At 63.5% G+C, this 10,785-nt stretch carries 9 protein-coding genes and 2 pseudogenes; 7 read left to right on the top strand and 4 right to left on the bottom strand.

Annotation, left to right across the window (positions count from 1 at the left end; all coding sequences use genetic code 11):
* Nucleotides 1–185 precede the first annotated feature (185 nt).
* Nucleotides 186–309: pseudogene (locus HFL01S_RS25830) on the top strand (IS5/IS1182 family transposase); the annotation flags it as partial.
* Nucleotides 310–325: 16 nt separating this feature from the next.
* Here the strand turns inward: HFL01S_RS25830 and HFL01S_RS24155 are convergent.
* Nucleotides 326–1,255, bottom strand: a complete 930-nt coding sequence (locus tag HFL01S_RS24155; protein WP_066263862.1) for a LysR substrate-binding domain-containing protein — start codon at nt 1,253–1,255, stop codon at nt 326–328.
* On the opposite strand from HFL01S_RS24155, the gene HFL01S_RS24150 reads away from it, so the two are divergent.
* The 3 genes from HFL01S_RS24150 to HFL01S_RS24140 are packed head-to-tail and all read left to right on the top strand — an operon-like array spanning nt 1,254 to nt 4,148.
* The gene (locus HFL01S_RS24150; protein ID WP_245644958.1) at nt 1,254–2,426 is read left to right on the top strand and encodes a zinc-dependent alcohol dehydrogenase; all 1,173 of its coding nucleotides are present in this window, start codon (nt 1,254–1,256) and stop codon (nt 2,424–2,426) included. The genes HFL01S_RS24155 and HFL01S_RS24150 overlap by 2 nt on opposite strands.
* Nucleotides 2,423–3,154: a hypothetical protein gene (locus HFL01S_RS24145; protein WP_066263857.1), complete on the top strand. Its 732-nt coding sequence runs from the start codon at nt 2,423–2,425 to the stop codon at nt 3,152–3,154. Before HFL01S_RS24150 ends, HFL01S_RS24145 begins: the two co-directional genes overlap by 4 nt.
* Before the next feature lie 4 nt (nt 3,155–3,158).
* Nucleotides 3,159–4,148 (top strand): Bug family tripartite tricarboxylate transporter substrate binding protein, encoded by a 990-nt coding sequence (locus tag HFL01S_RS24140; protein ID WP_245644956.1) that lies wholly within the window; start codon nt 3,159–3,161, stop codon nt 4,146–4,148.
* Nucleotides 4,149–4,296: 148 nt separating this feature from the next.
* Here the strand turns inward: HFL01S_RS24140 and HFL01S_RS24940 are convergent.
* Nucleotides 4,297–5,407, bottom strand: a pseudogene (locus HFL01S_RS24940) (IS3 family transposase).
* Nucleotides 5,408–5,517: 110 nt separating this feature from the next.
* Here HFL01S_RS24940 and HFL01S_RS25295 point away from each other — a divergent pair.
* Nucleotides 5,518–5,691 carry a hypothetical protein gene (locus tag HFL01S_RS25295; RefSeq protein WP_157539107.1) on the top strand — a complete coding sequence of 58 codons (174 nt, stop codon included), beginning with the start codon at nt 5,518–5,520 and terminating at the stop codon, nt 5,689–5,691.
* A gap of 287 nt (nt 5,692–5,978) precedes the next feature.
* Here HFL01S_RS25295 and HFL01S_RS24125 read toward each other — a convergent pair whose 3' ends face one another.
* Entirely contained in the window at nt 5,979–8,504 is a 2,526-nt protein-coding gene (locus tag HFL01S_RS24125; RefSeq protein WP_066263850.1) for a cation-translocating P-type ATPase, read from the bottom strand.
* A 21-nt stretch (nt 8,505–8,525) separates the two neighbouring features.
* A complete protein-coding gene (locus HFL01S_RS24120) occupies nt 8,526–9,473 on the bottom strand; it encodes a cation diffusion facilitator family transporter (RefSeq protein ID WP_066263848.1) in 948 nt (315 codons plus the stop codon).
* Between the two features lie 262 nt (nt 9,474–9,735).
* Between HFL01S_RS24120 and HFL01S_RS24115 the strand changes: the two genes are divergently transcribed.
* Entirely contained in the window at nt 9,736–10,116 is a 381-nt protein-coding gene (locus tag HFL01S_RS24115; RefSeq protein WP_084383623.1) for a PepSY domain-containing protein, read from the top strand.
* A 61-nt stretch (nt 10,117–10,177) separates the two neighbouring features.
* Nucleotides 10,178–10,654 (top strand): DUF2271 domain-containing protein, encoded by a 477-nt coding sequence (locus HFL01S_RS24110; RefSeq protein ID WP_066263847.1) that lies wholly within the window; start codon nt 10,178–10,180, stop codon nt 10,652–10,654.
* Nucleotides 10,655–10,785: the final 131 nt, after the last annotated feature.

Below are 10,785 nucleotides of genomic sequence, written 5' to 3'. Positions count from 1 at the left end.
AAAAAAATGAAAGAGGTGCTGGCAAGGCAATGGGCCACCTTCGAGCTGTGCCCCGCCATCCGCTGCGCCTGGATGTACCGAGCGTGCCAAGCTGGCGAATCGCAGCATCCACGTGAAGCTGCGCACCAATTAAGTAGGGTCTGCAGAACCCCGCCGCCCATGGCCCGATGTGAGACATTGACGGCATGAAGCGGATGAGCCTGGGCGAGAACGGATTCGAGCGCTTGGGCCTTGAGGACGCGCAAGCGCGAGTTCTTGGATGAGATGAACCTGATGGTGCCGTGGGCCGAACTGGTTTCGCTGCTCGAGCGCAAGGGGGTCGTGTTCAACGCCACACGTTCAGCTGTTTCAAGCGCGCGCCGAAATCCATCAGTGCCTGCCCCGCCAGTTTGGTAACCCGCTCACCCCAGAGATCAGACCGGAAGTCCGTCCCCGCGACGAGCACCAGTTCACTCTTGCGCTCCACACTTTTGAGGCGACGCAGCACTACACCTTCTCCGATCATGAGGGCGCAGGACGCAGGGACAATGGCCACCCCGAGCCCGTGGGCGACCATTGCCAGCACGCTCATGAACTGGGTTGCTGTGTGCCGCACATCGGCCTTGAATCCGGATGCCTCGCACACCGCTGCCGTCTGATCAAAGTAGTCGCTCTCGGTGTACCGAGAAAAAGCGACAAAGACTTCCTTCTCCAGAGCGCCTACCCGCAATGCACCGCTGGAGCGGGCCAGGCCATGACCTCGAGGGAAGGCCACACAGTAGGGATCGTCGATGGCACAGACCTGTTCATCCCGATGGGAGGTACTGCCCGGACGGATGAAGCCTATATCCAGCTCGGCGTTGCGAATGGCCTGCAACTGACGGGACGATGGCACCAGCTCCTGACCCTCAACTCGTGTGGCCAATCCGGCATCTTGAAACAGCTGGATCAGACCCGGCAGTAGCGACTGTGTGACGGTCGGCACCAGCCCCACCCGCACGGTGGCACGCTGACCGTCGCGCAGCTCGCGCGCTCGGACTTTGGCCTGCTCGGCCCGAGCCAGGATGGCGCGAGCGTCCTGGAGAAACGACTGGCCAGCCGGGGTCAGCCGAACCCCCCGCGGCAGGCGGACCAGCAGCGCCGTGCCCACCTCCTCTTCCAGCTGCCGGATCTGTGCGGACAGGGGCGGCTGTGCAATGAACAGCTTGATAGCAGCGCGGCTGATGCTGCCCAGTTCAGCCGTGGTGACGAAGTACCGGAGGTGCCTGAGTTCCATGGCTGAGCCACCCTTTCACATATTTTCGACGTATGCAAAAGATACGAAACAGGTATTTTACGTATGCCATGGAAGCACCCACACTGGCGGCCAGTTGATCCACCGAGACACCATGAAATCACTTCGAAAAGTCAGCCCTCAAACGGGGCTTGAATTGCAGGAAGCCCTCACCCCTACCCCTGAAAAGGGGGAGGTCCTGATCGCTGTTCAGGCGACCGGCGTCTGCGGCACCGACCTGCACATTGACCAGTGGACCCCGAGCTACCACTTCATGGCACCCACGCTACCGGTCACCATCGGCCATGAGTTTTCTGGTGTTGTGGCGGCCAAGGGAGAAGGCGTCGAGTCGCTGGACGTGGGGCAACGGGTCACCGTTCGTCCGTCTGTCACCTGTGGCATTTGTGAGGCGTGCCAGAGCGGGCGCCACGACGACTGCCTGTCCCGCCGCGGGGTCGGCGTGGGCAGAGACGGCGCGTTCGCCAGTCACGTCTGTGTGCCGGCCAGAAACTGCGTGCCGGTTCCTCAGCACCTGGACCCAGCCGTGGCCGCGCTGGCCGAACCGCTGACCGTCAGCTGGGAGGCCGTGCGCATCGGCGACATCCGGCCCGGTGACCGTGTGCTGGTGCTGGGTCCCGGCAACATCGGCCAGGGCATTGCACTGTTTGCGCGCGAACGGGGCGCTCGATACATCTGCGTGGCTGGCCACAACGATCAGCCCCGCCTCCAGGTTCTCAGGCAACTGGGTTTCGATAATGTGCTGGACTTTGCCGAACAGCCCATTGAAGAGGCACTGGCCCGGGAATGCGAGGACGGCGCCTTCGATGTGGTCATCGAAGCCACGGGGGCCGGCACCGTCATCAAACCCGCCTTGCAGGCACTGAAGGTGCGCGGGGTGCTGGTCATTGCCGGCATTCATGCCAACCCGGTACCGCTGGACCTGACATCGCTGGTCAGAAAACACCAGCAAGTGCGGGGGTCGTACCGTGCACCCGAATCGGCCTGGCCTCAGGTGGTCGAGTTCATGGGCCGCAACGAGGCGTTGTTGCGACACATGGTCACCCACACCGTCCCCTTGTCCCAGGCGGTGCAAGGGTTCGAACTGGCCCGCAACAAGACCGCCACCAAGGTGATGGTGATTCCCGATGAGGCCTCGGAGGCGGTGTCGCCATGACCCAGTTGCCCGAAGGGCCGGCTTTCCTGGCACTGTGGAACAACATCCGCGACACCGGCCGACGCCACGAATACGAGCAGTGGCACATCTACGAGCATGTGCCCGAGCGGGTGGTCCTGCCCGGTTTTCTGGGGGCCGACCGATACCGGTCGGTGGATGCCGAGCCCAGCTACTTCACGGTGTACCACCTCGAAAGCCTGGCAGCATTGAGCACCGAACCCTACCGCGACGTTTTCACCCATCCCACCCCTTGGTCGGCGAGTATGCGGCCGCTGCTCAGCGACTTTTACCGACTGCCCTGCGTCCGCTCGGGTTCTGCGGGATCGAGTCGCGCGCCCCACCTGGGCACGCTGCGCTGGAGCGCCGACGCAGCCCTGCCAACGGGCCCGCTCGATGACTGGCTGAGCGAAGCCATCGACGCAGGTCACCTGCTGCATGCCCAATGGGGCTGGGCGCCTTCGATGGACAGCTACTGGCTGGCCAACACGTCCTCGGAGACCGCCGACCGCGGAGTCGAGCATGTGGCCCTGCTGCAGCACCACGACCCTGATGGTCTGCGTGAGGCGCTCGATAGCCTGTCGAACTGGTTGAAGCCGCACGCCTCCCGGCTGGGTGAGCGCCAGCGCTTCTCGCTCCAGTCGAGCATCCGCAATACCGATGTCGACAAGCTGGTAACCGGCCGACGACCACCCAACACCATTCTGTTCCGCCACCACTCCAGAGGATGACAACATGTCCCACATGAAACGACGCTTCTTTACCCAGCTGGCCGCAGCCATTGGCTCCGGACTGGTCTGTCTCCCCGCCTTCAGCCAGTCTGGCGAAGCCTGGCCCAGCAAGCCGATCCGCATGGTGGTCGGCTACCCTGCTGGCTCATCGCCGGACATGCAAGCGCGCCTGCTGGCGGAGCCGCTGGCCCAGGCACTGGGTCAGCCGGTTGTGGTCGAAAACCGACCAGGCGCCAGCGGGAACATCGGCGCCGACCTCATTGCCAAATCCACCGACAGCCACACCATCGGCGTGGTCGGTAACGGGCCGCTGACCAGTTCTCAGTTCCTCTATGCCAAGCTGCCATACGACCCGGCAAAGGACTTCGCACCCATTGCCCTGATCGGTGCGGCGCCGCTGGTGTGGGTGACCGCGAAAGCCACCACCGAGCGCACACCGGCGAGCTACGTCCAGCAGTTGCGCCTGGAAGGCGACAAACATACCTATGGTTCCATCGGGCCAGGTTCGGGTGGGCACCTGGGCATGGAACTGCTCAAGCAGGCCCTGGGCATCAAACCGCTGCATGTGCCCTTCAACGGTGGGCCAGCCATCCTCAACGCCATCATGGGCGGGCACGTGGGCATGACGCTGCTGCCCGCGTCCACCGTCGCGCCGCTGATCCAGTCGGGAAAGCTGGACGCCATCGCCGTGTCGTCCGCCAAGCGCTCTCCCCTGGCGCCGACGCTGCCCGCGCTGGAAGACATCGGCGTCAAGGGTGTGAACATCGAAGTGTGGAACGCCGTGGTGGCCCCCGCGCGACTGCCGGCCGCTGCGCAAACCCGTCTGGGCACCGAACTAGCCAAGATCCTGGCGTCCCGCGAGATTCGCCAGAAGCTGCTGGTTCAGGGCTGGCGGGTGGACGACCCCAGCGCCAAGTCGCTGCGCGAACGAATTCAGAAGGACACGGTCACCTACAGGGACATCATTGCCCGCAACAACATCCGCATCGACTGATCCAGCGGCCAGAAGAAAGGGCTCATGACAGAAGCCTTCTGTCATGAGCCCTTTTTCCCGTCTTTGAAGTCCCCTTGAAAACCTGAACCAGGCGGAAGTAGAGAATTCCCCCAGACTGACGTTCCCCCGGAAACCGGACAGTTCTGAACTACAGGCTGGCTGCTTCGCTGGCTTGAACTGACCTGCTGTTGACGAACTCGCTCGGGGTCAGGTTACCGAGCGAGCTGTGTGGACGGTGGTGGTTGTAGTCGTCCTGCCAAGCCTTCAATTTCTCCCGGGCATCGTGCAGCGTGACGTACTCGTTGACATTGAGGAACTCGTCGCGCAGCCGCCCGTTGAACGACTCGATCAGGCCATTATCCGTGGGCTTTCCGCGACGGATGTAGTCGAGTTTGATCCCTCGCCGATACGCCCATTCGTTCAGCGCTTTCGAGGTGAATTCCGTCCCGTTGTCCACGGTGATTGCCTTGGGCCAACCGCGGTGCCTGGCAACCTCGTCCAGCGCCTGAGCAACGCACCGGCCCGACAGCCAGAAGTTGGCCTCCAGGCACACACTCTCGCGACTCCACTGATCGATGACCGTGAGGATGCGAAACGCGCGGCCATCGTGTGTCTGGTCGTGCACAAAATCCATGCTCCAGTGCTGATTTGGGCCTGTGGGTTTCTGGGGCTTGCCACGCAGCAGGGCAACGCGTTTGCGCCGCTTGACCTTCATGCGCAGTTGCAGGCCTTCGAGACGGTACAGGCGATACACCCGCGTTTTGCCCACCGACCAGCCTTCGCGTTTGAGCATCACCAGCACCCTCAGGTACCCAAACCGCGGCCGGCTCAACGCAATGTCCCGGATGCGCTGGCGCAGCGCACTCTGGTCCCGTGCCTCACTCTTGGCGTACCAGCTCGATCACTGCAACAGCGCCAGTCGGCGCGAGCGGTGCACTCTGACCTTGAAATGCTCCTGCATCCAGGCTGCCAGCTCGCTGCGCTTGACAGCCCTCAGAGCTTATTTTGACGACCTCCTGCAGGATCTGTTTGTCCAGCGTCAGATCGGCCACGATGCGTCGCAAGCGCGCGTTCTCGTCTTCAAGCTACCTGAGCTTGCGCAGCTCGCTCACGCCCAGCGCGCCATACTTCTTCTTCCACGTGTAGAACGTGGCCTCCGAGATGCCGATCTGGCGGCACACGTCCACCACCGGCGTGCCGCCGTCGACCATTCGCAGCGCATACGCGATCTGCTCTTCGCTGAATCGGGACTTCTTCATCGCTTCTCCTTGCCCCACTCGGGGCCTTGGGAAGCAACCGTACCTCTCGTTTTGACCTGTCGGGGTTCTCCGGGGGAACGTCAATCGGAGACATCGCCAAGGACGAGAACGTGAGCCCTGGCTACGTCACGCGCTTGCTGCACCTGGCCTTGCTGGCACCGGACATCACCCAGTCCATTGCGGCAGGAGAACATCCTGTGGACGTGACTCCTACTCGGTTGATGCAGGAACTGCCCTTGCCGCTGGACTGGGCGGAGCAGCGCAGGGTGTTGGGGATGGGCTGAGGGTTGAAGGCGAAAGGAATCCAGAAAGCCAGAACGCGTTGCCCGACGGACGAAGAACTTGAAAGTCCGTTGGGCAGCGGAAGCGGTCTGCAGGGAGCAGGCCGTGACCTCACGGATGTTTGCCGGCAGCGGACGCCAGAGTGCCAGAGAACCTCGCAGCTCGAAGGCTGGTTTCGCCTTCAAAGCCGACGTCGGCAATAGGCCGCCTAGGCTAAGCCGTCGCGTAGGTGAATTGGCCCCACTGGATACCTTGCCGAACTACATGACTTGATGCATTCGTGGAAAATTCAGTTGCTCCATCGGTTCGCGAGCCGCTTGGTGCTCTCGAACCATACCAACGCCCCCAGGCAAAATGCCGCACCACTCAGCAAGAGCGCAGTGGATGGTGTCGCGAACAGAAACAGGTCGCTGATGGCTGGCACTCCCAGAACGAGCGCCAGCAGCACAGACGTACCCAATACGATCCAGCCGAAAGCGGCATTCCAGGTTCGCGCTGATTCGCTTCGAGTTGTCCATGTCCGGTTGACATGGATGAGCACCAGATTGCTGACCACCAGGACTGTGAACGCGAGCGCACGTGCCATCTCGTCGGAGCCGGATGCCGATCGGGCAAGCAGGTAGGCCATCAGCACGATGCCGAAAAGTCCGCCGCCTTGAAGCGCTCCGCGCAACAGGACTTGCTTGTCGAAGAGTCGTGCATCCGGTCGCCTTGGTGGAACCCGCATAGCTTCTGCCTCCAACGGCTCGGCTTCGAAGACGATGGAGCATGCCGGGTCAATGATCAGCTGCAGGAACAGGATGTGCACCGGCATCAGCACCATCGGCCAGCCCAGAATCAGCGGCACGATCGACAGTCCGATAATCGGCAGATGCACCGCCAAGACGAAGGCTATGGCCTTTCGCAGGTTGGCAAAAACGCGACGTCCGTAACGCACGGCCGTCACCAGGGACGCGAAATCGTCGCCCAGCAGCACCAAGGCCGCGGCCTCGCGGGCGACGTCGGTACCGCGAGCACCCATCGCGACGCCGATATGGGCAGCCTTGAGGGCGGGTGCGTCGTTGACGCCGTCCCCGGTCATCGCGACCACATCGCCTCGTTTGCGAAAAGCCTGCACCAGCCGAAGCTTCTGTTCGGGCTGCACACGACAAAACACATGGGTGTCGGCCAGGCGCGCTGCCAGTGCTGCGTCATCCAGTCGGTCCAACTCTGGGCCTGTCACGGCCCGCCCGTCGGCGACCAAGCCTGCTTGTCGTGCGATGGCCAGGGCGGTGTGGGGATGGTCGCCCGTGATCATCACGACCCGGATACCTGCAGATCGGCACTCGGCGATGGCAGCCGGCACATCCGGTCTCACCGGATCCTCCAGTGCAACCAGTCCCACGAACTCGAACTCGAAGTCGTGCTGGCCGCTGGGCAACTCACCTGAGGGGAAGAAGGCCCGTGCGACCGCCAGGACCCGCAACCCTTCGGCAGCCATCGCCTCAACCTGCTGCGAAATAGGCTCCTGCTGCGATGGATCGAGGTGACAGAGGTCCATGATCGCCTCTGGCGCACCCTTGGCAGCAACCAGGCGGTCCTGTTGATCCGGTGACTGCCAGACGCGGGACATGGCGAGCATCTGCGGCGACAGCGGATAGTCGTCGATCAGATCCCAGTCCACGTGCAGATGTTCTGTACCCGAAAGGCGACACTGACCCGCTTCGGCGATGGCGGACTCCATCGGATCGAACGCGCGGCGGTGACTTGCGAGCACGGCGTACTCCAGCACCGGGTGAAGCGCCTCCTGCAAGTCTGGAGCGTCTGTTGTACCCAGATACTGCTGCCGTCCAGCGGACCACAGCTTGCGCACCGCCATGCGGTTCATCGTCAGCGTGCCTGTCTTGTCGACACACAACACCGTCGTCGCCCCGAGCAGTTCGACAGCCGGCATGCTGCGTGTGAGCACCTTCTCGCGCGCGAGTCGCCAGGCACCGAGACCGAGGAAGATCGTCAACACGACCGGCAGCTCTTCCGGAAGGATGGCCATCGCGAGCGTCAGGCCTGCCAGCAACCCATGCAGCCAGTCGCCGCGCGACATGCCCCAGGCCAAGGCGAGCACCGCGGCGAGGCTGAGACCGGACGCAGCCACCCAAGTGACGATCCGCTGTGTCTCGCGCTGGACCGGCGTGGTCTCGGTGGCAATCGACTTCAGGGAGGCGCCGATGCGTCCCAGGGCGCTGCGCGCGCCGGTGGCCAGCACGATGCCCTTGCCTATGCCCTGCGTGACCAGCGTGCCCGAGAGAGCCTGGCTGCGAGGATCTGGGTCGCCGGCGGCGACAACTTCGTTTGCCTGCTTCAGCACAGGGACCGATTCGCCGGTCAGCAGCGATTCGTCGATCGTCAGGTTCGACGCTTCGATCAACTGGAGGTCGGCAGGCACCCGATCGCCTTCGGCGAGCAGGACGGTATCGCCGACGACCAGTTCGCGGCCAGCTATCCTGACAGCCTGCCCATCGCGGATCGCCAGCGCACGCGGGCTGGACAGGTCTCGCAACGCCTCCAGTGACTGTTCGCTGCGGCGCTTCTGGACGTAAGTGATGCCGATGACGACCAGCACGAACCCGAGCAACATCAGGGCTTCATGCCGGTCGCCCAGCGCCAGGTAAATGGCCCCGCAGGCCACCAGCAGTAGGAACATCGGCTCCAGCACCACATCCCGAAGCAAGCCCCACGCGCCGCGCTGCGCCGTGGCGGGCAGCTCGTTGGGGCCTTGTTGCGACAGGCGCTGGCGTGCCTCGATCGACGTTAGACCACGGGCAGGAACGGTCTCCATACTGTCGTCCTGGCCTGCGGGCTATTGCATGGCCACCGAATGGTCCAGGTCGGGCCGTTGCCAGGGGTCCACGTGGGTCATGAGGTTGAGGACGCGGTGTCGCTGCATCACCCGGCTGCGGGCTTCCACGGCAATGTCGTGGCCAGCTTCGACACTCAGCGACGCATCGACCTCGATGTGTGCATCGACCACGATCATGTCGCCCATCTTGCGGGTGCGGATGTCGTGCACGCCCTGGATGCCGGGGGTTCCTTCCAGCGTGGTTCGGATGGCGGCAACCTCGGCGTCGTCGATGGAGCGGTCCATCAGGTCGTGCAGGGCGTCCCAGCCGAATGCCCAACCCATCTTGGCCACCATGAAACCGACGATGGCGGCGGCGATGGGGTCGAGGATCGGGTAGCCGGCGAGGTTGCCGGCGATACCGATGCCCACCACCAGCGAAGAAGCTGCATCGGACCTCGCATGCCAGGCATTGGCCACCAGCATGCTCGACTTGACCCGTTTGGCCACCGAGAGCATGTAGCGGAACAACAGTTCCTTGGCGACCAGCGCGCCGCCAGCCACCCAGAGCGCCGCCACATGCACCTTCTGGACCGTTTCGGGTTGTTCCAGCTTGAGGAACGCTGACCACAACATGCCCAGCCCAACGGCCAGCAGGATCGCACCCAGGACGAGACTGGCCGCTGTCTCGAACCGATGGTGACCATACGGATGGCCCTCGTCGGCGTCCTTCTGGCTGTGGTGGTTGGCAAACAGCACGACGAAGTCGGCGATCAGGTCGGACAGCGAATGGATGCCGTCAGCGATCAGGCCTTGCGACTTCGCCAGGACGCCCGCCGCCAGCTGGGTGGTGGTCAGGACCAGGTTGACGGCGACGCTGACCCAGGTGCTGCGCGACGCAGCGGCCGCCCTTTCGGTGGGGCTGTGGTCGGGGTCTTCGGTGTCGTCGGTGGGATTCAAGAATGGCATGGCATGTTCAATGCGGGTGGGAAGAGCCGGACATGGCTCGCTTCGCGTTTTCAGCATACGCGCCAGACCTTAACTGGCCATTGATCTACCGCAGGCCCATCCATGCTGGCTCCAGCTATCGTCGGACAGCGATTTAGATGCTGGATCGATGAACACAAGTTGAATGCTCCATTCAGCATGCGTACACGGTGGTCTTTCCACAATGCCCCCAACACCACGGCCTAACCGTGGTCACCCGCGAACCCGCTCGAAAGGAGCCCCTATGAAATCCACCGACCATCTGCGCCAGGGCCTGCTGGTGCTGTCTCTGGGCCTGGCCGCCTTGCCTGCAGCTGCCACAGACGATTGCGATGCGCCGCTCAATCGCTGGCAGTCACGCGACGCCGTGCGGCAGATGGCCGCTGCACAGGGCTGGCAGATCCAGCGGCTGAAGATCGACGACGGTTGCTACGAAGTTCGCGGCACAGACGCCCAAGGCCGCAGCTTCAAAGCCAAGATCGACCCGGAAACCCTGAAGGTGTTGAAGCTCAAGCAAGACGACCACCAGCGTGACCGCGATCGCGAGGAAAAGGCCTCGCAGCCAGACCGCCCCGCACAAGCCGATGGCGCCACCCCTTCATCGCCATTGCCGCCCCCCCGGTAGCGCGCCGCGCGGCCAGATCGAGTAACCACCTCTCATTCCCCAACTTCACAGGAACATCACCATGTCCAAACCGCTTCTGACCATTCTGGCCACCGCCAGCGCATTGGCCCTTCCCGCTCTGGCACACAGCCGCCAGGTCACGCTGACCGCCCAGCTCAAAGACTACGGAGGCAATGGCGCCTACGTGGCGGCGTACCTGACCGATGCCAAGGGCGCCTACGTGCGCACGCTGTGGGTGGCTGGAGGCAAAGCCAAGTACCACAAGCACCTGTCCGACTGGAACCGCCTCTCCGCTGGCGACGCCAAGCGCCTGGACGGCGTCACTGGCGCCAGCGTGGGCGCGGGGCGCACCCTCAAGGTCACGGCCGATCTGGCGGATGCACTCATCGACGCGGGCTATGAAATTCGCCTCGATGCCGCCGCAGAAGACATGCGTGACAGCCCGTCGGAGGTTCGTGTGCCCCTGTCCACCGCCAATGTCGGCAAGCCGCAGGCCGGCAAGCAGTACATCCAGGCGGTGACCTTGCAGCTCAAGTGAAGGCTTTCGCATGAGCTGGAAAGGCATCCACCGCTGGTTAGGACTGACCGTGGGCACCCTGGCCGTGGTGCTGGGTGTAAGTGGCGCCATCCTGGCGATCGATCCGGTGCAGCAGGCGTGGCAGGCACCCG

The organism is Hydrogenophaga flava NBRC 102514, from assembly GCF_001571145.1.
GTDB classification, from domain to species: domain Bacteria; phylum Pseudomonadota; class Gammaproteobacteria; order Burkholderiales; family Burkholderiaceae_C; genus Hydrogenophaga; species Hydrogenophaga flava.
The sequence above is the reverse complement of the archived record's forward strand: the minus strand, read 5'-3'. Positions and strand labels throughout refer to the sequence as shown.

What these genes read in the sequence shown, in the direction of transcription:
- HFL01S_RS24110 (WP_066263847.1), top strand. Translation starts at nt 10,178, where the DNA reads ATGTCCAAACCGCTTCTGACCATTCTGGCCACCGCCAGCGCATTGGCC.
- HFL01S_RS24145 (WP_066263857.1), top strand. Translation starts at nt 2,423, where the DNA reads ATGACCCAGTTGCCCGAAGGGCCGGCTTTCCTGGCACTGTGGAACAAC.
- HFL01S_RS24155 (WP_066263862.1), bottom strand. Translation starts at nt 1,255, where the DNA reads ATGGAACTCAGGCACCTCCGGTACTTCGTCACCACGGCTGAACTGGGC.
- HFL01S_RS24150 (WP_245644958.1), top strand. Translation starts at nt 1,254, where the DNA reads ATGGCTGAGCCACCCTTTCACATATTTTCGACGTATGCAAAAGATACG.
- HFL01S_RS24120 (WP_066263848.1), bottom strand. Translation starts at nt 9,473, where the DNA reads ATGCCATTCTTGAATCCCACCGACGACACCGAAGACCCCGACCACAGC.
- HFL01S_RS24125 (WP_066263850.1), bottom strand. Translation starts at nt 8,504, where the DNA reads ATGGAGACCGTTCCTGCCCGTGGTCTAACGTCGATCGAGGCACGCCAG.
- HFL01S_RS24140 (WP_245644956.1), top strand. Translation starts at nt 3,159, where the DNA reads ATGTCCCACATGAAACGACGCTTCTTTACCCAGCTGGCCGCAGCCATT.
- HFL01S_RS24115 (WP_084383623.1), top strand. Translation starts at nt 9,736, where the DNA reads ATGAAATCCACCGACCATCTGCGCCAGGGCCTGCTGGTGCTGTCTCTG.